Raw genomic sequence first — 19,829 nt, 5'->3', positions numbered from 1 at the left:
CTGCGGTGGGAGCGGGCTTGCCCCGCGATTGCGGTTTTCAGTCACGACGCATCGCGGGGCAAGCCCGCTCCCACAGCCAGTTGAGCAGTTCCTGCAAGGTCGATGAATCGGAACCCTGCGGCCAGACCAGGTAGTAGGCCTGACCGGTGCTGACCTTGAGCGGGAAGGGCGTGACCAGGCGCCCGCTGGCCAGGTCATCACCGATCAGTGACCAGTCGCCGATTGCCACCCCGGTACCCTGGGAGGCCATCGACATGGCCATGTCCAGGGTTTCGAAATGCTGGCTCTTACCTTGCCGGGGCAGGTTGGCACCCGCAGCACTGAGCCAGGTGTTCCAGTCGTGCTGGTCGCGGGTCGGGTGCAGCAGCATGTGTTGCTCCAGATCCGCCAACTGCTGCAAAGGCAGGGGGCCTGCCAGCAATTGCGGGGCACACACCGGTGTCAGCTGTTCATCGAACAGCTTGAGCTTGTGCAGGCCATGGTTGGGGGCGGCGCCATACACCACCGCTGCATCAAAGCCTTCACGGCGAAAATCCACCCCGTGCTGCACCGTGGTGGTCAACTCCACTGGCACATCCGGTCGCAGGGCCTGCCACTCCATCAACCGTGGCAGCAGCCAGCGCATCACGCAAGTGGGTGCCTTGAGTTGCAACGTGGCGCTGCGCGCGCCGACCTGCTGCACACCTTCCTCGATCAAGGCGAACACCTGCTGCACCCGTGGCAGCCAGTCCTGGCCTTCGCGGGTCAGGCTCAAGCCCCGGGCCTGACGCAGGAACAACGGATAACCGAGATGATCCTCAAGACCTGCAATCTGCCGACTGACCGCACCCTGGGTAATGTGCAGCAGCTGCGCCGCTCGAGTGAAGTTGCAGCACTGGGCGGTGACCAGAAAGGTATGCAGTGCGGGCAGCGGCGGCAGGCGTTTCATCGGGCATCAGCCATGATCTGTGGACATGGCTAGTATGAGCTTTTTTGCATTGTGCCGGTAGCGGGGCGGCGGTCCAATAAAGCCTGTTTTCAGCACAATAACAGGCAAACGAACATGGCAACTTGCGGTGAAGTACTGGTCAAACTCCTTGAAGGCTATGGCGTCGATCATGTCTTCGGGATTCCCGGCGTGCATACCGTCGAGCTCTACCGCGGGCTGGCGCGTTCCTCGATCCGGCATATCACGCCGCGTCACGAGCAAGGCGCAGGTTTCATGGCTGATGGCTATGCACGCACTCGCAGCAAGCCGGGCGTCTGCTTCATCATTACCGGCCCGGGGATGACCAACATCACCACGGCCATGGGCCAGGCCTACGCTGACTCGATCCCGATGCTGGTGATCTCCAGCGTGCAGTCGCGCAACCAGCTCGGTGGCGGGCGCGGCAAACTGCATGAGTTGCCGGCCCAGGGCAACCTGGTGGCCGGCGTGGCGGCGTTCTCCCACACGCTGATGAGTGCCGATGATTTGCCGATGGTTCTGGCCCGCGCCTTCGCGGTATTCGACGGTGCGCGCCCACGTCCGGTGCATATCGAGATTCCGCTGGATGTCCTGGTTGAAGACGCCGATCACTTGCTGGCCAGTGCCCCTGTGCGCATTGCCCGTGCTGGCGCGGCCCCGGCCCCCGTCGCGCAAATGGCAGCACTGCTGGCCGGTGCTCGACGTCCGCTGATTCTCGCCGGTGGTGGCGCAATTGATGCCAGCCCGGTACTGACTCGCCTGGCCGAGTACCTGCAGGCACCGGTGGCACTGACCATCAACGCCAAAGGTGTGCTGCCTGCCAGCCATCCGCTGCAGATCGGTTCGACCCAGTCGCTGGTGGCAACCCGTGAGCTGGTAGCCGAAGCCGATGTGGTGCTGGCAATCGGTACCGAGCTTGCCGAAACCGACTATGACGTAACCTTCAAAGGTGGTTTCGAGATTCCTGGGCGTTTGCTGCGCATCGACATCGACCCGGACCAGACCGTGCGCAACTATCCTCCAGAGATCGCCCTGGTGGCCGACGCCACGGTAGCGACCGAAGCCCTGCTGGTAGCCCTGGCCGAACAGCCAGCACCGGCACGCGCTACCGAGTGGGGCGCCAGCCGTGCCGCGCGCTTGCGTGAGCGGCTGCTGGCCGACTGGGATCTGCCGATGCACAGCCAGACGCGCATGCTCAAGACCCTGCTCGAGACCCTGCCGAATGCGGTATTGGTCGGCGATTCGACGCAACCGGTGTACACCGGCAACCTGACCCTGGACATGGATCAACCGCGGCGCTGGTTCAACGCCTCCACCGGTTACGGCACCTTGGGTTATGCCTTGCCTGCGGCCATGGGCGCCTGGCTGGGTAGCGCCGAAGCCATCGAGGAACGCGCACCGGTGATCTGTCTGATCGGTGACGGTGGTCTGCAGTTCACCCTGCCGGAACTGGCCAGCGCTACCGAGGCGCAGGTGCCGCTGATCGTCCTGCTGTGGAACAACCAGGGTTACGAGGAAATCAAGAAGTACATGGTCAACCGTGCCATCGAGCCGGTGGGCGTGGACATTCACACTCCGGATTTCATCGGCGTGGCCAAGGCCCTGGGCTGTGCCGCCCAGGCTGTAGGCGATGTCGAGCAATTGCGTGAGGCGCTGCGTCAGGCGTGTGACCGTAAAGGCCCAAGCCTGATCGAGATCGATCAGAACCGCTGGATGCAGGCGGTGCCAGCATGATGAAACTTCCTGGTGTCTACATTGCAGGCGTCTGGCAGCACGGTCCGCAAGTACTGACGGTGATCAACCCGAGTAACGAGCAGCAACTGGCCGAAGTGGCTGGCGGCGACGGCGCGGCGGTAGAGCGCGCCACCGAGGCGGCGCGGGCTGCATTCGCGGGCTGGTCGAGCAGCAGCGGTGCCGAGCGCGCATCGGTACTGCGGACGATTGCCGAGGGGGTCGAGGCGCGTCGCGAGCGCCTGGTGTTCCTGCAGGCCTGCAACAACGGCAAGCCGCTCGCCGAAGCGCACATGGACGTGGACGATGTCGTCGCCACTTTCCGCTATTACGCCGAGCTTGCCGATCAGCTGGATGCCGGGCAGGACCGCCCGGTGGCACTGCCCAGTGACGATTTCGTCGCACGGCTGCGGCGTGAGCCCTGTGGCGTGGTCGGGCTGATCGTGCCGTGGAATTTCCCCATGGTGACCACCGCGTGGAAACTGGCGCCGGCATTGGCGGCCGGTTGTTGCGTGGTGCTCAAGCCTTCGGAAGTGACACCGCTGGCGGAGCTGGAGCTGGCCTGCGTGATTGCCGAGGCCGGATTGCCGGAGGGTGTGTTCAATCTGGTCTGCGGTACCGGGGTTGCGGTAGGCGCTGCCCTGGCGGCCGATCCACGTATCGCCAAGGTATCTTTCACCGGCAGCAATGCGGTGGGCGTGCAGGTCATGCAGCGGGCGGCGGAGACCGTCAAAGGCGTGAGCCTGGAGCTGGGTGGCAAGTCGTCCTTGCTGGTACTGGAAACAGCTGACCTGGAGCTGGCTGTGGAACTGGCCTGTATGGGTGGCTTCTTCAATGCCGGACAGATGTGTTCGGCTACCAGCCGGGTACTGGTTGCCGAAGCCTTGTATCCGGACTTTATTGCGCGGTTGAAGACCCGGGCCGAGGCGATCCGCGTCGGCGATCCTTTTGCTGGCGACAATGAAATGGGCGCACTGGTCAACCAGGCGCAGTACCAGCGTGTACGCAAGCACATCACTGCGGGCCTGGAGGCTGGCGCGCGGCTGCTCTGTGGTGGTCAGCGACCCGTAGCGCTGCCGTGCGGATATTTCATCAGCCCTACGGTGTTCACCGATGTCCCGCTGGACAGTGCGCTGTGGCGTGAGGAAATCTTTGGTCCGGTGCTTTGCGTACGGCCGGTGGCCAGCGAAGCAGAAGCGGTGGCTTTGGCCAATGACAGCGAGTTTGGTCTGGTGGCCAGCGTTGTCAGTAGTGACCTGAGTGCCGCCGAGCGAGTGGCCAACGCCCTTGAGGCCGGGCTGGTGTGGATCAATGCGCCGCAAGTGATCTTCCCACAGACGGCCTGGGGTGGTTACAAGCAGAGCAGTATTGGGCGAGAGCTTGGGCCTTGGGGCTTGAGTGCTTTTCAAGAGATCAAGCATGTCGTGAGGGCGGTGTAGGCCTTTTCGCGGGGCAAGCCCGCTCCCACCTGTGGTTACAGGATCCCTGTGGGAGCGGGCTTGCCCCGCGATAGCGAACTAAAGCGTACTGCGCAACCGTGCCAGATCCCGCACTGGCGGCGCGCCATACAGCCGGCTGTACTCCCGGCTGAACTGCGACGGACTTTCATACCCCACCCGATACCCGGCCACCGCCGCTTCCAACCCATCGTTGAGCATCAGTCGCCGCGCTTCCTGCAGGCGCAGCTGCTTTTGATATTGCAGCGGACTCATGGACGTCACCGCTTTAAAACGGTGGTGCAGGGTTGAACTGCTGAGATTCACTTCCCGCGCCAGATCCTCAATGCGCAACGGACGGTGGAAGTGCTGGTTGAGCCATTCGATGGCCTGGCACACCCGATGGGTCTGGCTGCTCGACATGGCTATTTCATACAGCCGATAGCCCTGCGGCCCACGCAGCAAACGGTACAGAATCTCACGCCGAATCAACGGCGCCAGCACGGCAATATCCTTGGGCGTATCCAGGAGGCGGATCAGGCGCAACAAGGCATCGAGCAGCAATGGGTCGGTGCGCTCGACAAATAACCCGCGCCCCGAAGGCAGCGCCGGCACCCCCATGGGCCCGGCCTCGGCGATCAGGTTGTTGATCTGCGCCGGGTCGATGTTCATGCGCACCCCGAGGCTCGGGTTCTCCGGGCTGGCCTCGAGCAACACCCCACTGATCGGCAGGGCCACCGAGAGCACCATATAGTGCAGCGGGTCATACACGTAGCGTTCATCGCCCAGGCAGATTTCCTTGCTGCCGTGGGCGAGGATGCACAACGCCGGTTGGGCCAGCGCCTTCATGGAGCGCACGCTTTCTTCGTATTGCACCAGGTACAGGTCTTCGATAGCCGATTCGCCGCTGATGCTGCGCGGTGCGTGACGGCGCACCAGATCAGCCAGCTCCTGGCGCTGTTGTTCCAGGGCGGAGTCGAGGGTAGTCATTGCAGCGCTTCCAGACAGGGACCTGAGCAGCATAGGTTTGTGCAAGCCGTGACGCTAGCCGGATGCTGTCGTCTGCTTGCCTGATCCTGCCGCGCGCAGGATCAGGCAAGCAGACGACAGGAATGGCCTAACGGCGCGCGCGAGCGGTTGCTTAACCTGTGCAACCTGGCAATAACAACCGGCTGCTCTAGGAGAACTGCTCATGACCTCGCCACATTCGGTCACCCACCTTGCTTTTATCCGGGCCAGCAGCGGTCGCACAGTGGAGCTGGGCCAGCGCCTGCGGCAATTGCTCGAACCATCGCGGCAGGCACCGGGTTGTCTGCACTTCAACCTGCAGCAATCCCAGGCCGATGCCGATCTGTGGCTGCTGAGTGGTAACTGGCGCGATCAGCAGGCGATGAGCGGCTACTTTGCCTCGCCGACCCTCGACCTGTTCGGCGAACTGGTGCAGGCGCAGGTAGTCGCCAGCCTGGATCTGCATACCTTTGGCGAGCCGTCTGCAGGTTAGAATGGCGCTTTCAGGCAATCGATGTGGATTTGAGGCACATGGCACGTAAAGAATTTTCGCAGTTCGAAGCAGTATCGGCCGCTGTGCGTGGCGAAGAAGGCTACTGCGCGGCGATCGCCGTGAAAGGCCTGGGTGCCAGTGGCGCACCGCGCTTTCATAAAGTGCTCGACGGGCAGACGTTCAAGACCGCCATGGCCGCTGACGAGGCGGCCTGCGCCGAACTTGAACGCCTGCAGGACGTCAGCGACGACGCCGAGCTGGTCTGGTAACTCAGCCGTTGACCTGCGGACGGGCCATCTTGAACAGGTTGCCCAGCTCGAAATAGTCCGCAGGGCCGCCGCCGCGCAGGATCGGTTGCGCGGCGGCGGTGTCGTAGATGCCCTCCTTGAGCAGATGCTCGGCAATATGCACGGCCACCACTTCCCCGAGGATCAGCCAGCTCGGCACCAGCTCCCGATCGGCGCGCTGCAGTTGAATGATCTGCGTCACCTTGCATTCGAACGACACCGGGCTTTCCTGCACCCGTGGCACCGCGATGACCCTGGACGCCACTGGAGTCAGGCCGCTCAACGCGAACTCATCGACGTCGGCCGGCACCGCTGCGCAGCTCTGGTTCATCGCCTCGGCCAGTGGCCGGGTCGCCAGGTTCCAGGCGAATTCGCCGGTTTTCTCGATGTTGTTCAGGCTGTCTTTGCGCCCGACGCTGGAGAAACCGATGATCGGCGGAATGTAGTTGAAGGCGTTGAAGAAGCTGTAAGGCGCAAGGTTCAAGCGGCCCTCGGGATCCTGGGATGAAATCCAGCCGATGGGGCGCGGGCCGACGATGGCGTTGAAGGGGTCGTGAGGCAGGCCGTGGCCTTTTGCGGGTTCGTAGTAGTACATCTGCGCTGGCCTTGCGGCCTTCCCTGTGAGTAAGCGCCTAGTGTGCCAAGGCTTTGCCTGGCTGAAAACGATTAAGCCCGGCCGAAGCCGGGCTGACTGCAGCGCATCAGGGATTAGCTGATGCGGTGGGCCTGGGTGCGATCGAAACCGTCTTCGGCAAATTTGGCCGCGCCGGTGCGATCGAAGCCATCTTCAGCGAATTTGGCGCCGCCGGTGCGATCGAAGCCGTCTTCGGCGAATTTGGCGCCGCCAGTGCGATCGAAACCGTCTTCAGCGTAAGTCGCCGACTGGGTTTGTACGGCACCGAAGTTGTGGCTGTTGGTACGGTCAAAGCCGTCTTCGGCGAAAGCGTTGGCAGCCAGTACCGAGAAGGCCAGGGTCAGGATCAGTTTGCTTTTCATGGTCGTTGCTCCGGGGTGGTGAGGGGTTGTTTGTTTCTATGGGTTTGATGTTACGCCGATTAAGTTGATTAAAAAGCGCAAAAAACTGCGTATGTATATCGAATAAATCGATCTATATGGCAACAGTCAGGGCCTCATCGCCGGCAAGGCCGGCTCCCACAGGGTTTGAGTTCAACAGCAAAATTGTGGGAGCTGGCCTTGCCAGCGATGCAGGCGACTCGGTGTGGCGATGATTGAAGTGTGCAGGGCTGGGATTAATCACGCGTTAAGCAAAAAAAAGGGGCAATCCGCTGGCGGATGCCCCTTTTTTACAGCCTGAGAATTTATCTTCAGTCAGTGGTGATCCGCGAGTGCTTGCGCGTGTCTTTCATGAACACATACACCAGCAACGAGCAGGCGATACAGGCGGTCACGTACCAGTAGAAGCCGGTTTCCATGCCGATGCTCTTGAACCACAGCGCCACGTATTCAGCGGTGCCGCCGAAGATCGATACGGTCAGTGCGTAAGGCAGGCCAACGCCCAGGGCGCGGATTTCAGTCGGGAACAGTTCGGCTTTGACCACAGCGTTGATCGAGGTGTAGCCGCTGACGATGATCAGCGCCGCCATGATCAGGAAGAACGCGCCCCACCAGGTCTGGATGGTGTGCAGGGTGGTCAGGATCGGCACGGTGCACAGGGTACCCAGCACACCGAAGGCGATCAGGATCGGACGGCGGCCGATCTTGTCGGAGAGGCTGCCGATGATCGGTTGCAGGCACATGAACAGGAACAGGGTCGCCGCCGAAATGGTGGTCGAGTCGGTGATGCTCATGCCCACCGTGTTCACCAGGTACTTCTGCATGTAGGTGGTGTAGGTATAGAAGGCCAGGGTGCCGCCCATGGTCAGGCCGACCACGGTCGCCAGTTCCTTGGGATGGCGCATCAGGGTGCGCATCAGGCTTTCCTTGGACTTTTCCTTCTTGGTGAAGGAGGCGGTTTCTTCCATGCCACGACGCAGGTACAGGGCCACGACCGCGCACAGGGCGCCGATCACGAACGGTACGCGCCAGCCCCAGGCATACAGCTGCTCGGTGGTCAGGGTCTGCTGCAGCACGATCAGCACCGCCAAGGCGATGAGCTGGCCGGAGATCAGGGTCACGTACTGGAAGCTGGAGAAGAAGCCGCGACGCTCTTTGGTCGCCATCTCGCTCAGGTAGGTGGCCGAGGTGCCGTATTCGCCACCCACCGACAGGCCTTGCATCAGGCGGGCGACTACCAGCAGGACCGGTGCGGCAACGCCGATGGTTTCATAACCCGGGGTCAGGGCGATGACCAGCGAACCTGCGCACATCAGCAGGACCGAGGCCATCAGCGCGGCCTTGCGGCCCTTGCGGTCGGCATAGATACCCATCAGCCAGCCACCGATCGGGCGCATCAAAAAGCCCACGGCGAAGATCGCGGCAGTGTTGAGCAGTTGGGCGGTGGTGTCGCCGGCCGGGAAGAAGGCTTTGGCGAAGTACAGGGAAAACGCGGCGTAGACGTACCAGTCGTACCATTCGACCATGTTGCCGATCGAACCGCTGAAAATCGACTTGAGTCGGCTTCGGGTGGTTTTTTCCGTGGCGGGCGCAACGGCCGCCCCGGCTGGCAGGGTGGTGGAGTTATCCATCGAAGAGACCTTCATAGTTGTTTTTGTGGAGCGCGCCGAAACGCAACCTGCCAGGGCTATAGCAGGAGCTGTGCCAGGTGCTGAAGGCCCGGTTTAGAAGGGTTGTCGCAGATTGGTGAGCGGAAATCCGCTCACCTTCTGACAGCTGATCGGCAAGATTCCGCTTATTGCGGGCGGTCCGCGTCGAGGAAGTCTTCACGCAGCAGGCCGTGACGCTGCATCTTCTCGTTGAGCGTGCGCCGCGGCAGTTGCAGTTCTTCCATCACCGCTTTGATCTCGCCCTTGTGGCGGCTCAGGGCGGCGCGCAGGCATTGGGCTTCGAACGCTTCCTGCTGGGCGGCCAGTGATTGTCCGGGTTCTACCTCGGCAATGCTTGGCTCACCCAGACCGAGGGCATGGCGTTCGGCGGCATTGGCCAGTTCGCGGACGTTGCCGGGCCAGTCGTGGCTGAGCAGACGGCCCAGGTGCGCGCCGCTGAGCCGTGGCGCGCTGCGACCGACGCGTTCGGCCGCCAGGCGGGCAAAGTGTTCGAACAGCAAGGGGATGTCTTCACGCCGCTCGCGCAACGGCGCCAGGCGCAATTCGGCGACGTTCAGGCGGTACGCCAGGTCTTCGCGAAAGCGTCCGGCGCGGGCTTCCTCGAGCAGGTCAGGCTTGGTCGCGGCGATGATGCGCAAGTCGACGCTGATGCTCTGGTTGGCGCCCAGGCGTTCGAGTTTCTGCTCCTGCAGCACGCGCAGCAGTTTAGCTTGCTGGGCCAGCGGCATGCTTTCGATTTCATCGAGGAACACCGTGCCGCCATTGGCGTATTCCAGCTTGCCGATGCGCTTGCCCTGGGCACCGGTGAAGGCGCCGCTTTCATGGCCGAACAACTCGGCTTCGAACAGGGTCTCGGGAATCGCCGCGCAGTTGAGCGCCACGAAGGGCTTGTCGGCGCGCGGGCCGAAGTCGTGGAGGCAGCGCGCAACCTGTTCCTTGCCGCTGCCGGTCTCGCCGCGAATCAGCACGTTGACCGGCAGGCTGGCGAGGTCCAGCACCTGTCTGCGCAGCTGTTGCATGCCCTGCGACATGCCCAGCAGGTGCAGATCCAGGCGCGCCTTGAGGTCGGCCTGTTCATGCAGGCGGTGGTTTTCCAGCACCAGCTGGCGTTTCTCCAGGGCACGGCGCAGGCTGCCCAGCAGGCTTTCCGGGCTGAAGGGTTTTTCCAGAAAGTCATAGGCGCCGTTGCGCATGGCTTCGACCGCCATGGGCACATCGCCATGGCCGGTCAGGAGAATCACCGGCAGGTCGGCATCGCGGGCCTGGAGCTGTTCGAGTAACTGCAGGCCATCCATGCCGGGCATGCGCACATCACTGAGGATGACCCCGGGAAAGTGCGCGGGCAGCTGGTTCAGGCAGTCTTCGGCGCGGCTGAACAGCTGCACGCTGAAGCCGGACAGGCTCAGCCACTGCTCGACCGCAGTGCGGATGCTGGCTTCATCGTCGACGACCATTACCGAATTGAACATCAAGGCTCCAGATCACAGGGCAGGGTAAGGCTGAAACGCGCGCCGCCGGGTTGATTGTCGACGGTAAGGCGCCCGCCGGCTTCATGAATGATGCCATAGGAAATCGCCAGGCCAAGGCCCAGGCCTTCACCCACCGGCTTGGTAGTGAAGAACGGGTCGAAGACGTTGGCCAGGTGCTCGGCGGCGATCCCGCCGCCGCTGTCGAGGACGCTCAGGTGCCACTGCTCGGCCTCGATTTCGATACGGATTTCCAGGCGTTTGTAGCTTTTCCCGGCCATGGCGTCGAGGGCGTTGCGCAACAGGTTGATCAGCACCTGCTCCAGACGGATCGCATCGCCGCGCACCCAGGCCGGCCGCGCCAGGTACAGCGAGACTTTCACCTGTTCGGCGCGAATCCGTGTGTCGAGCAACTGCAGGGCTTGATCGACCACGGTGGCCAGGTCGAGGCGTTCGCGCAGGCCACTGGGGCTGTTGCGGGCGAAGGTTTTCAGATGGCCGGTGAGCGCGGCCATGCGCGTCAGCATCTGTTCCAGGGGTTCCAGCGCCTGGCGGGCTTCATCGTAACGCTGGTTGTCGAGCAACAGACGCAAGGTTGCCAGTTGCATGCGCTGGGTGGTCAGCGGTTGATTGATTTCATGGGCCAGGGCTGCCGACATCTGCCCCAGGGCCGCCAGCTTGGCCGATTGCACCAGGCCTTCCTGGGCAGTACGCAGGTCGCGGGTGCGTTCTTCGACCAGGCGCTTGAGCTCTTCACGGCTGCGCTGGCGCATGCGTGCCAGGCGCAGGCGCTGGCTGATGAACAGCAGGGCAAAGACCAGGCTCAGCCACACGGCGGCTGCGGCGAGGGCGGCATTGCGCCCGTCGTCGCTGACCTGCGGCTTGCGTAGCAGGTGCAAGGTCCAGCCCTCGGCTTCCAGCGGCAGACTCTCCCACAGGTATTCAGTGCTGCCTTCAGGGCCCTGCACGCGCATCAGGTGACTGTCGTCATCGAAACGGCTGAGCACCTGGTGCTGCAGCGGCACCAGCTGTTGCTTGTCGTACTGGCGGGTGGCGGCCAGTTCGGCGTGGTCGGCGCTGCTCAGCGGCTTGAGCTGGCGGTAGCGCCAACCGTCCTGATTGGCGATGAAGATAATCCCGCGGGCATCGCTGACCAGCAGGATGTCGTTGCCCTGGCGCCACTCACGTTCAAGCTCCGGGAACTCCAGCTTGACCACCATGGCCCCGAGGAAGCGGCCATGTTCGTCCTGCACGGCGCTGGAGAGGAAGTAGCCCGGCACGCCGCTGGTTACGCCGACGGCGTAGAAGCGCCCGCTGCCCTGGCTGCGGGTCTGTTTGAAGTAGGGGCGAAAGCCGTAGTTGGAACCGACATAGGTGCTGGGCAGGCGCCAGTTGCTGGCGGCCACGGCCAGGCCGGTGCGGTCGAGCAGCTCCAGGGTCGAGGAGTTGGCGGCGCCGTTGATGCGTTCGAGTTTGCGGTTCAGGGCATCCTGGACCTGCTCGGTGACCGGGCCACTGAGCGCACTGATCAGTTCCGGGTCCAGGGCCAGCACGGCGGGCAGGGCGCGGTAGCGCTCGATCAGGGTGTGCAGCGAGGTGGCGTACAAGCCCAGTTGCTGGCTGGCCCGGCCGGCATCCTCGACCATCGACTGGCGTTTGGCATGGTGCATCGCCCAGCCAGCGGTGAACAGCGTGCCGGCCAGGATGAAGAAAATGATCAGCCCCAGTCGCAGGGCACGAAACGAGTAAGGCATGATGCAGATCCCGGCAGAGGGGGAAGGCCTCCTGGCCTTCCCTTGGCGCTTGGTAACGGATTACAGCAGTTTGAAACGCTGTTGCTGCACCGCCTGCGAGTCAAGCCCGACCTGGACGTTGAAGTCGCCGGGCTCGGCCACCCATTGCAGTTGGGTGTTGTAGAACTTCAGGTCTTCTTCACTGATCTGGAAGCGTACGGTGCGCTCTTCACCGGCCTTGAGCATGACCTTCTGGAAGTTCTTCAACTCCTTGATCGGGCGGCTCATGGACGCGGCAATGTCTTGCACGTACAGCTGCACCACGGTTTCGCCGTCACGCTTGCCGGTGTTTTTCACCCGGATACTGGCTTCGAGGGTCTGGCCCTTTTTCAGGGTCTCGCTCGACAGGGTCAGTGGCGACAGGCTGAATTCGCTGTAGCTCAGGCCATAGCCGAAAGGATAGAGCGGGCCGTTGGGCTCCTCGAAGTACTGCGAGGTGTAGTTGCCAGGCTTGCCCGGGGTGAACGGCCGACCAATGCTCAGGTGGTTGTAGTACATCGGGATCTGCCCGACCGAGCGGGGGAAGGTGATGGGCAGTTTACCCGAGGGGTTGTAATCGCCGAACAGCACATCGGCAATGGCATTGCCGCCTTCGGTACCGGTGAACCAGGTTTCCAGGATCGCATCGGCCTGTTCGCGTTCCCAGCTCAGCGACAGTGGCCGGCCGTTCATCAGCACCAGTACCAGCGGTTTGCCGGTGGCTTTCAGGGCCTTGATCAGCTCGCGCTGGGCCGCCGGGATTTCCAGGGTGGTGCGGCTCGACGATTCGTGCGACATGCCACGCGACTCACCGACCACGGCGACGATCACATCGGACTGCTTGGCCGCCTTGACCGCTTCGTCGATCAGCACCGCGGCCGGACGAGGGTCGTCGACGATTTCCGGCGCATCGAAGTTGAGGAAGTTGAGGTAGTCGAGGATCGCCTTGTCGTGGGTGACGTTGGAGCCTTTGGCATAGATCACCTTGGCCTGGTCACCGAGCACCTGGCGCATGCCTTCGCGCACGGTCACCGACTGGTGCGGCCGACCAGCGGCGGCCCAGCTGCCCATCATGTCGATCGGCGCGTCGGCCAGCGGCCCGACCAGGGCGATGGTGCCGGCCTTTTTCAGTGGCAGGGTCTGCTCGCGGTTTTCCAGCAGGACCATGCTGCGGCGCGCCACGTCACGCGCTTCGGCACGGTGCAGGCGGTTTTCGGCGTAAGTATCGGCCGGGTCGTCGCTGGCCTTGCCGATGCGTCGGTACGGGTCGGCGAACAGGCCCATGTCGTACTTGGCGCCAAGCACTTCACGCACGGCGTTGTCGATGTCGGCCTGGTTGATTTCGCCGGCCTTGAGCAGGCTGGCCAGTTCTGAATCGTACAGCGAGTCGTTCATGCTCAGGTCGATGCCGGCCTTGATCGCCAGCTTCGCCGCCTCGCGGCCATCGGCGGCGACACCGTGGCGCACCAGCTCGGTGATCGCCCCGTGGTCGCTGACGGTCACGCCCTTGAAGCCCCAGTCCTTGCGCAGCAGGTCGTGCATCAGCCAGGTGTTGGAGGTGGCCGGCACGCCGTTGATCGAGTTCAGCGCAACCATCACCCCGCCGGCGCCAGCATCGATGGCGGCGCGGTAGGGCGGCAGGTAGTCGTTGAACATCTTGGTCGGGCTCATGTCGACCGTGTTGTAGTCGCGGCCGCCTTCCACCGCGCCGTACAGGGCGAAGTGCTTGACGCTGGCCATCAGGCTGGTTGCCTCGGCCGGGCTCTTGCCCTGGAACGACTCGACCATGACTTTGGAGATGCGCGAGACCAGGTAGGTGTCTTCGCCAAAGCCTTCACTGGTGCGGCCCCAGCGTGGGTCGCGGGCGATATCGACCATTGGCGCGAAGGTCATGTCGATGCCGTCGGCGGAGGCTTCCAGAGCGGAGACGCGGCCGACCTTGGCGATAGCGTCCATGTCCCAGCTCGAGGCCAGGGCCAGGCTGATCGGGAAAATCGTGCGGTGGCCGTGGATCACGTCGTAGGCGAAGAACATCGGGATCTTCAGGCGGCTGCGGCCTGCCGCGTCCTGCATCGGACGGTTCTCGGCACGGGTGATCGAGTTGAAGGTACCGCCGATGCGGCCGGCGGCGATTTCCTTGCGGATCTGCTCGCGGGGCATTTCCGGGCCGATGCTGATCAGCCGCAACTGGCCGATTTTTTCGTCCAGGGTCATCTGTCCCATGAGCTCGGCGATAAAGGCCTGTTTGTTCTTCAATGGCTCTGCGGGGGTATCGGCAAAGGCCGACTGACTGGCCAGGCTGACGACGAGGCCCAGCAAACACAGCTTGTTCATTAATTCTGTTCTCAAGGCCCGGAGCAGTATTCATGGTGATACTGCCCAGCCGAAGTTGGGGAAACGGCTATTGTTGTAGTTTGCTGGGGCATCTTTTAGCCGATTGGGCCATCACGATCCAGCGGCGGTGACGGATTATGCCTCAAGTACACGGGTTCACGCTGATCAAGGAGTAGGGCAACTATGCAGGTAATCCAGTTCAAGGGCGTTAGGGTATGGCTGTTGCTGATGCTGGGCAGCCTGCTGACCGGTTGCGGGATCAACAACATTCCCGACTACGATGAGCAGGTCAAGGCCGCCTGGGCCCAGGTGCAGAACCAGTACCAGCGCCGCGCCGACCTGATCCCCAACCTGGTGGAAACGGTCAAAGGTTACGCCAAGCAGGAACAGGAAACCCTGACCGCGGTCATCGAAGCGCGGGCCAAGGCGACGTCGATCCAGGTGGATGCCAGCACCCTGGATGATCCGAAGAAACTGCAGCAGTTCCAGGAAGCGCAATCGCAATTGACCGGGGCACTGAGCCGCCTGATGGTGGTGTCGGAGCGTTATCCGGACCTGAAATCGAACCAGAACTTCCTTGCCCTGCAGTCCCAGCTCGAAGGCACGGAAAACCGTATTGCCGTGGCCCGCAAGGATTTCATCGCCGCGGTTCAGCGTTACAACACCGAGATCCGCACCTTCCCCGGGCGTATCTGGCACACCGTGATGTACAGCAGCCTGCCGCTGCGTGAGACCTTCGAGGCCACTGCCGCCGATGCCGACAAAGCCCCTGAAGTGAAATTCTGATGCGTCTGTTGCAGTGGACGCTGCTGCTGGCGCTGCTGATCGTCACGCCGCTGCGCGCCGAGCCGAGCTTCCCGGCCCTGACCGGCCGGGTGGTGGACAATGCCGGACTGCTCGACACTGGCAGCAGCGCTCAACTTGAGCGAATGCTCACGGCCCATGAACAGGCCACCGGCGAGCAGGTCGTGGTGGTCACGGTAAAGGACCTGCAGGGGCTGCCCATCGAGGACTTCGGCTACCAGCTGGGCCGCCACTGGGGGATCGGTCAGAAGGGCAAGGATAACGGCGCGCTGTTGATCGTCGCACCGCAGGCACGCAAGTTGCGCATCGAAGTCGGCTATGGCCTGGAAGAGCGTCTGACCGATGCCCAGGCATCAGTGATCATCAATGGCATCATCACCCCGGCGTTTCGCCGCGGCGAGTTCAGCTCAGGGATCGTCCAGGGCACAGCGGCAATGCTTCAGGTGCTGGGCGGCAATCCTTTGGCCGAGCCGTCGCGCGCTCAAGGTGGCGGGGGTGAAGAAGGCGCGCCGGCCTGGGCGGTCGGCCTGTTTGTCCTGTTGATCATCGTGGTCTTCGCCGCGCAATCCATGGGGATTGGCGGCGGTCGCGGTGGCCGTGGCGGCATGGGCGGTATGGGCGGCGGTTTCGGCGGCGGCTATGGCGGTTTTGGTGGCGGCGGCGGTGGCGGTTTCAGCGGCGGTGGCGGCGGCTTCGGCGGTGGTGGATCCTCCGGTGGCTGGTAGAACAATACTCAACGAGATACCCAGTGCATGACATTGCTCAGTGAATTTGAACAGCGCCAGGTCGCCGAGGCCATTGCCCAGGTCGAGCGGCGCACCGATGCGGAACTGGTCACCGTACTGGCGACCCGTGCCGACGACTACGCCTATATCCCCTTGCTCTGGGCCAGCCTGCTGGCTTTGCTGGTGCCGGGCATGGCGTATTACCTGGGCGGCTGGTTGAGTGTCGATGGCTTGCTGATCGCCCAGTGGCTGACCTTCATTGTCTTGAGCCTGTTGTTTCGCCTGCCCAGCCTGACCACCCGGCTGATCCCGCGTACGGTGCGCCACTGGCGCGCCTCGAACCTGGCCCGGCGGCAGTTTCTGGAGCAGAACCTGCACCATACGGCGGGCAGCACCGGGGTGCTGATCTTCGTCAGTGAGGCTGAGCGCTACGTTGAAATCCTCGTTGATGAAGGAATCTCCCGCCATCTGGATAACCAGGTGTGGGAGGGCATCGTCCAGCGCTTTACCGAACAGGTGCGCCAGGGCCAGACCCTGCAGGGTTTTGTCACCTGTATCGAGGCCTGCGGCGAACTGTTGAGCCAGCATGTGCCCTTGACCCATGAGCGCAACGAGTTGCCCAACCGTCTGGTGGTGTTGGCTTGAGCCGGGAACGCTGATCGACAAAAGCTGTGCGCAGGCCGGTCATCCACGTAAAATACCCGGCATTGCGCCTAGCCGCTCCCTCCGCAACCCGAGGCACCCACTCCCGATGTCCGATTCCCCCACCGCCCAGGCCGCGCCGGATGCGCGTGCGCAGTTTCTGAGCCTGCTCGCCACCAGCCTGCAACAAAATGCGCTGATCAAGCTGGTTTTGGCGCGCCATGTCGGCACTGAAGAAGCCTTGCAGCGGATCATCGCCAAGCCGTTGACCGTCAAGGGCCAGGCTTGTCTGTCGCTGGTCTACCGCTACCAGACTCGTGACATCACCCGCAACCTGCCGAATGAAGAAGCGCTGGCGCTGGTTGCCGAGTTGCTGCCGGGTTCGTTCCGCAATGCCCACCTGCTGAGCCTGAGCGATGAAGCGCAACTGGAGTTCAGCAAGAAGGGCAAGCCGATGCTGCATCGCAGCGCCGTGCAGCAGGAGCGTCAGGTGCCAGCCGGTGAACATGACCGGGAGAAAAAGCGTTTCCTGGAACTGAGTCGTCCGTTCCTGCATGACCTGGGCGTCACCGACAAGCAGCAGGCGTTGATCCCGGCGATGTCGCGCAAGTGGAAGCAGATCAACAAGTTCATCGAAGTATTTTCCCATGCCCTGAACTCGGCGCCGCTGGCCGTCGATCAACCGTTGCGGGTGGCCGACTTCGGTTCGGGCAAGGGCTACCTGACCTTTGCCATCCATGATTACCTGCGTAACACCCTGCAGCGTGAGGCGCAGGTGACGGGGGTCGAGTTGCGTCAGGACATGGTCGAACTGTGCAATGCCGCCGCATCGCGCCTGGAGCATCCGGGGCTGGTATTTGAATGTGGCGATGTATGCAGCGTGGTGCCCAGCGCTATCGAAGTGATGATCGCCCTGCATGCCTGTGACATCGCCACCGACTATGCGATTCATACCGGCATCCGCTGTGGTGCGGCGATCATCATGTGCTCGCCGTGCTGCCACAAACAGATCCGTCCGCAATTGCACAGCCCGGGCTTGCTCAAGCCGATGCTGCAGTATGGCTTGCACCTGGGGCAGCAGGCCGAGATGCTTACCGACAGCTTGCGTGCCTTGTACCTGGAAGCCTGTGGTTACGAGACCAAGGTGTTCGAGTTCATCTCGCTGGAGCACACCAACAAGAACAAGATGATCCTCGCGGTGAAGCGCCAGACGCCGGGGGATGCAACGGCGCTGCTGGAGAAGATTCAGCAGTTGAAGGCGTTTTACGGGGTCACGGAGCATTGCCTGGAGACCCTGTTGCGCGCCGATGGCTTGATCGCGGCCTGAAACAAACACAAAACCTGTGGGAGCCGGCTTTGCCGGCGATGGCATCAACATGGTGTCAGTTGCTACGCGTTGTCCGCATCGCCGGCAAGGCCGGCTCCCACAAAAAATGGACTGCTCCCGCTCAGGCCCGTACCGGTGCCGGATGCACACGAGTCTTGCGCCCCAACACCACCGTACCGATTACCCCCGCAGCAAACACCCAGGTAATCGGCTCGACCTGTTCACCAAAGAACAGCGCGGAAAAGGCGATGGTGAAGAAAATCTGCAGCAACTGGATCTGACTGACCCGGGCAATGCCACCCAAAGCCAGCCCGGCATACCAGGCAAAAAAGCCGATGAACTGCGAGAACAGCGAGACATAGCCAAAGGCCCACCAGGCCTGCGCGCTGACCGGCCCCTGATGTTGCAAGGCCAGGTACACCACCGGGCCGATCAACAGCGGGCTGGCCAGCACCAGCGCCCAGCAGATCACCTGCCAGCCGCCCATCTCCCGCGCCAGTCGCCCCCCTTCGGCATAACCCAGACCGCCGACGGCAATCGCCGCCAGCATCAACAGGTCACCGGCCTGAATCTGCCCGGCGCCCATGATCATCGCGTACACCAGCACCAACGCACTGCCCAGCGCCGCGCAGGCCCAGAAGGCTTTCGACGGCCGCTCGTGGGATAGCCAGGCAGCATAGAACGCCACGCACAAAGGTTGCAGGCCGTTGACCAGGGCACCGTGGGACGCCGGCACCGTCTGCATGGCCCAGGCGGAAAACACCGGAAAGCCCAGGATCACCCCCAGTGCCACCAGGCTCAGGCCTTTGATCTGTTGCCAGGTCGGCCATTTCTCGCGGCGCCAGAGCAGCAATGCCGCAGCCGGAATCGCCGCCAGCAGGGCACGGCCGAGGCCATTGAGCAGCGGATGCAGTTCTTGCACGACGATACGGGTCATCGGCAGGGTCAGGCTGAAGATGATGACACCGAGCAGACCAAGGGCCATCCCGGTGTTTTCGCGGCTGGACATAGCAAAAGCCTGTGACAGATAAGTCCAGTCATTGAGCCACAGCCGCCGCGGATGATCTTGTTACAGTTGCTCACAAGTTCATCCGTACAGTTTGCCGCGCTGTCAGCGTCGTTTGCGAACCAGCACGGGCACCTGGACTTCCAGGCCGGGCGCGCCCAAGGGGTGGCTGCTGGCGTCGAAGAAGTACAGCGGCAGGTCGGCAGCGTCGGCAAAGCGTTGGGCGTAATGCTGCTTCTGGCTGATGATCGAGGCCTCGCTCAAGGGCCGGATGGCAATCGCCAGGTGCGCCGGGCGAGCTTGCTTGATCGCTTGCAGCAGGTGGCGGTCGCTGCTGTCCAGATGCTGGCCGAACAGACACAGCCCGCCTTGATGGCCCGCCAGTTCGCCGAGGCACCAGCTCAGGTAATCGGAACTGCGGATCGCCTTGAGCTTGTCGTCGCTGCTGCTTTCGTTGACGAACAGCGGCACATCGCCGGGCGTGTTCACGGCAAAACCATCGAGCAACTGGCTGTCGCTGGCGCTGCGTTGACGGGTGCTGCCGTCCTGTTGCTTGAGCAGGTGCAAGCCACCGTGCAGGTACAACAGGCGAGTGCCGGGGGCACGTGTGTGGCGGATATCGAAGACGCCTTCGTCATCGAACAACGGCTGGAAACCGCCCGCCGACTGACTGGCTGCCCAGTGACAGATCAAGTCGTAGTTGCTGGAGTAGACGCTGCGGTAATTACGAAGTTCGTTGTTGATCAGTTGCAGGGTCGACTGCGGCAGCAGGCGCCAGGGGATGTGCACGCTGCGCACGGCATGGATCAGCGCTTCCTTGATCGCGTAATAGCGGTTCAGCGGCGCAGACGAGCTGATCGCCAGGGCGGCATTGATGCGTACCGTGGTGTTCAGGGCGCTGAGCACCGGCTCGAACAGTTCGCTGCCGAGGGATTTGAACAAGGCCTGGTCGGTCAGGCTCAAGGGCTTGTGACGCACCCGCTGGGCTTCTTCGAACAGCGAGAAATAGGTGAACGGGCGCCACAACGCTCGACTGGCGCCATTGCCCAGCAGCAAGCCGCTGCACGGGTGCTTAGCGATCAGTTCAGGCCAGAGGTGGAGGCTGGCGTCGAGGTCGGTGTCGGGCATGGGTTCATTGTTCCAGGTGGGTCGCTTGATCGGCGCGACT

18 protein-coding genes are annotated in these 19,829 nt (G+C 62.8%); 8 read left to right on the top strand and 10 right to left on the bottom strand.

From position 1 onward, the window contains the following. Positions 1–37: 37 nt before the first annotated feature. Positions 38–928 (bottom strand): LysR substrate-binding domain-containing protein, encoded by an 891-nt coding sequence (locus NPS47_RS10225; RefSeq protein ID WP_274294868.1) that lies wholly within the window; start codon positions 926–928, stop codon positions 38–40. Positions 929–1,042: 114 nt separating this feature from the next. Between NPS47_RS10225 and NPS47_RS10220 the strand changes: the two genes are divergently transcribed. Together NPS47_RS10220 and NPS47_RS10215 are read left to right on the top strand one after the other, a co-directional pair. Further along, positions 1,043–2,680: a 5-guanidino-2-oxopentanoate decarboxylase gene (locus NPS47_RS10220; protein WP_274294867.1), complete on the top strand. Its 1,638-nt coding sequence runs from the start codon at positions 1,043–1,045 to the stop codon at positions 2,678–2,680. Continuing rightward, on the top strand, positions 2,677–4,116 hold the full coding sequence (locus NPS47_RS10215) for an aldehyde dehydrogenase family protein (RefSeq protein ID WP_274294866.1): 1,440 nt from the start codon (positions 2,677–2,679) through the stop codon (positions 4,114–4,116). Before NPS47_RS10220 ends, NPS47_RS10215 begins: the two co-directional genes overlap by 4 nt. A gap of 78 nt (positions 4,117–4,194) precedes the next feature. Here NPS47_RS10215 and NPS47_RS10210 read toward each other — a convergent pair whose 3' ends face one another. Further along, positions 4,195–5,103, bottom strand: coding sequence for an AraC family transcriptional regulator (locus NPS47_RS10210; RefSeq protein WP_274294865.1), 909 nt, complete (start codon positions 5,101–5,103; stop codon positions 4,195–4,197). A gap of 202 nt (positions 5,104–5,305) precedes the next feature. Between NPS47_RS10210 and NPS47_RS10205 the strand changes: the two genes are divergently transcribed. Beyond that, entirely contained in the window at positions 5,306–5,614 is a 309-nt protein-coding gene (locus tag NPS47_RS10205) for an antibiotic biosynthesis monooxygenase family protein (protein ID WP_274294864.1), read from the top strand. Between the two features lie 38 nt (positions 5,615–5,652). Next, positions 5,653–5,883 carry a hypothetical protein gene (locus NPS47_RS10200; protein WP_274294863.1) on the top strand — a complete coding sequence of 77 codons (231 nt, stop codon included), beginning with the start codon at positions 5,653–5,655 and terminating at the stop codon, positions 5,881–5,883. A gap of 1 nt (position 5,884) precedes the next feature. Here NPS47_RS10200 and NPS47_RS10195 read toward each other — a convergent pair whose 3' ends face one another. The 6 genes from NPS47_RS10195 to bglX form a co-directional block, all read right to left on the bottom strand. Next, the gene (locus NPS47_RS10195) at positions 5,885–6,496 is read right to left on the bottom strand and encodes a flavin reductase family protein (RefSeq protein ID WP_274294862.1); all 612 of its coding nucleotides are present in this window, start codon (positions 6,494–6,496) and stop codon (positions 5,885–5,887) included. A gap of 113 nt (positions 6,497–6,609) precedes the next feature. Next, positions 6,610–6,897, bottom strand: coding sequence for a hypothetical protein (locus NPS47_RS10190; RefSeq protein ID WP_274294861.1), 288 nt, complete (start codon positions 6,895–6,897; stop codon positions 6,610–6,612). A 329-nt stretch (positions 6,898–7,226) separates the two neighbouring features. Then, complete coding sequence (locus tag NPS47_RS10185) at positions 7,227–8,546, bottom strand: MFS transporter (RefSeq protein ID WP_274294860.1); 1,320 nt, start codon at positions 8,544–8,546, stop codon at positions 7,227–7,229. Positions 8,547–8,710: 164 nt separating this feature from the next. Further along, positions 8,711–10,054: a sigma-54-dependent transcriptional regulator gene (locus NPS47_RS10180; RefSeq protein WP_274294859.1), complete on the bottom strand. Its 1,344-nt coding sequence runs from the start codon at positions 10,052–10,054 to the stop codon at positions 8,711–8,713. Next, the gene (locus tag NPS47_RS10175; protein ID WP_274294858.1) at positions 10,054–11,805 is read right to left on the bottom strand and encodes an ATP-binding protein; all 1,752 of its coding nucleotides are present in this window, start codon (positions 11,803–11,805) and stop codon (positions 10,054–10,056) included. The genes NPS47_RS10180 and NPS47_RS10175 overlap by 1 nt, the downstream gene beginning before the upstream one ends. Before the next feature lie 60 nt (positions 11,806–11,865). After that, positions 11,866–14,157, bottom strand: coding sequence for a beta-glucosidase BglX (gene bglX / locus NPS47_RS10170; RefSeq protein WP_274294857.1), 2,292 nt, complete (start codon positions 14,155–14,157; stop codon positions 11,866–11,868). A 183-nt stretch (positions 14,158–14,340) separates the two neighbouring features. On the opposite strand from bglX, the gene NPS47_RS10165 reads away from it, so the two are divergent. The 4 genes from NPS47_RS10165 (at position 14,341) to NPS47_RS10150 (ending at position 17,655) form a co-directional block, all read left to right on the top strand. Continuing rightward, positions 14,341–14,943 carry a LemA family protein gene (locus tag NPS47_RS10165; RefSeq protein WP_274294856.1) on the top strand — a complete coding sequence of 201 codons (603 nt, stop codon included), beginning with the start codon at positions 14,341–14,343 and terminating at the stop codon, positions 14,941–14,943. Beyond that, positions 14,943–15,686 (top strand): TPM domain-containing protein, encoded by a 744-nt coding sequence (locus tag NPS47_RS10160; RefSeq protein WP_274294855.1) that lies wholly within the window; start codon positions 14,943–14,945, stop codon positions 15,684–15,686. The genes NPS47_RS10165 and NPS47_RS10160 overlap by 1 nt, the downstream gene beginning before the upstream one ends. Positions 15,687–15,713: 27 nt before the next feature. Continuing rightward, on the top strand, positions 15,714–16,331 hold the full coding sequence (locus NPS47_RS10155; protein ID WP_274294854.1) for a TPM domain-containing protein: 618 nt from the start codon (positions 15,714–15,716) through the stop codon (positions 16,329–16,331). 106 nt (positions 16,332–16,437) lie between these two features. Further along, positions 16,438–17,655 (top strand): class I SAM-dependent methyltransferase, encoded by a 1,218-nt coding sequence (locus NPS47_RS10150; RefSeq protein WP_274294853.1) that lies wholly within the window; start codon positions 16,438–16,440, stop codon positions 17,653–17,655. A 121-nt stretch (positions 17,656–17,776) separates the two neighbouring features. Here the strand turns inward: NPS47_RS10150 and NPS47_RS10145 are convergent, their stop codons facing one another. Then, entirely contained in the window at positions 17,777–18,664 is an 888-nt protein-coding gene (locus NPS47_RS10145; RefSeq protein ID WP_157191324.1) for a DMT family transporter, read from the bottom strand. Positions 18,665–18,766: 102 nt separating this feature from the next. Then, complete coding sequence (locus NPS47_RS10140; protein WP_274294852.1) at positions 18,767–19,789, bottom strand: DUF4917 family protein; 1,023 nt, start codon at positions 19,787–19,789, stop codon at positions 18,767–18,769. Positions 19,790–19,829: the final 40 nt, after the last annotated feature.

This window comes from Pseudomonas putida, from assembly GCF_028682475.1.
In the GTDB taxonomy this organism is placed as follows: Bacteria; Pseudomonadota; Gammaproteobacteria; order Pseudomonadales; family Pseudomonadaceae; genus Aquipseudomonas; species Aquipseudomonas putida_AG.
This window is presented reverse-complemented; position numbering and strand designations above follow the sequence as displayed.

Excerpts from the sequence above, each read along its gene's own strand:
- NPS47_RS10225 (WP_274294868.1), bottom strand. The coding sequence starts at position 928 with ATGAAACGCCTGCCGCCGCTGCCCGCACTGCATACCTTTCTGGTCACC.
- NPS47_RS10220 (WP_274294867.1), top strand. The coding sequence starts at position 1,043 with ATGGCAACTTGCGGTGAAGTACTGGTCAAACTCCTTGAAGGCTATGGC.
- NPS47_RS10215 (WP_274294866.1), top strand. The coding sequence starts at position 2,677 with ATGATGAAACTTCCTGGTGTCTACATTGCAGGCGTCTGGCAGCACGGT.
- NPS47_RS10210 (WP_274294865.1), bottom strand. The coding sequence starts at position 5,103 with ATGACTACCCTCGACTCCGCCCTGGAACAACAGCGCCAGGAGCTGGCT.
- NPS47_RS10205 (WP_274294864.1), top strand. The coding sequence starts at position 5,306 with ATGACCTCGCCACATTCGGTCACCCACCTTGCTTTTATCCGGGCCAGC.
- NPS47_RS10200 (WP_274294863.1), top strand. The coding sequence starts at position 5,653 with ATGGCACGTAAAGAATTTTCGCAGTTCGAAGCAGTATCGGCCGCTGTG.
- NPS47_RS10195 (WP_274294862.1), bottom strand. The coding sequence starts at position 6,496 with ATGTACTACTACGAACCCGCAAAAGGCCACGGCCTGCCTCACGACCCC.
- NPS47_RS10190 (WP_274294861.1), bottom strand. The coding sequence starts at position 6,897 with ATGAAAAGCAAACTGATCCTGACCCTGGCCTTCTCGGTACTGGCTGCC.
- NPS47_RS10185 (WP_274294860.1), bottom strand. The coding sequence starts at position 8,546 with ATGGATAACTCCACCACCCTGCCAGCCGGGGCGGCCGTTGCGCCCGCC.
- NPS47_RS10180 (WP_274294859.1), bottom strand. The coding sequence starts at position 10,054 with ATGTTCAATTCGGTAATGGTCGTCGACGATGAAGCCAGCATCCGCACT.
- NPS47_RS10175 (WP_274294858.1), bottom strand. The coding sequence starts at position 11,805 with ATGCCTTACTCGTTTCGTGCCCTGCGACTGGGGCTGATCATTTTCTTC.
- bglX (WP_274294857.1), bottom strand. The coding sequence starts at position 14,157 with ATGAACAAGCTGTGTTTGCTGGGCCTCGTCGTCAGCCTGGCCAGTCAG.
- NPS47_RS10165 (WP_274294856.1), top strand. The coding sequence starts at position 14,341 with ATGCAGGTAATCCAGTTCAAGGGCGTTAGGGTATGGCTGTTGCTGATG.
- NPS47_RS10160 (WP_274294855.1), top strand. The coding sequence starts at position 14,943 with ATGCGTCTGTTGCAGTGGACGCTGCTGCTGGCGCTGCTGATCGTCACG.
- NPS47_RS10155 (WP_274294854.1), top strand. The coding sequence starts at position 15,714 with ATGACATTGCTCAGTGAATTTGAACAGCGCCAGGTCGCCGAGGCCATT.
- NPS47_RS10150 (WP_274294853.1), top strand. The coding sequence starts at position 16,438 with ATGTCCGATTCCCCCACCGCCCAGGCCGCGCCGGATGCGCGTGCGCAG.
- NPS47_RS10145 (WP_157191324.1), bottom strand. The coding sequence starts at position 18,664 with ATGTCCAGCCGCGAAAACACCGGGATGGCCCTTGGTCTGCTCGGTGTC.
- NPS47_RS10140 (WP_274294852.1), bottom strand. The coding sequence starts at position 19,789 with ATGCCCGACACCGACCTCGACGCCAGCCTCCACCTCTGGCCTGAACTG.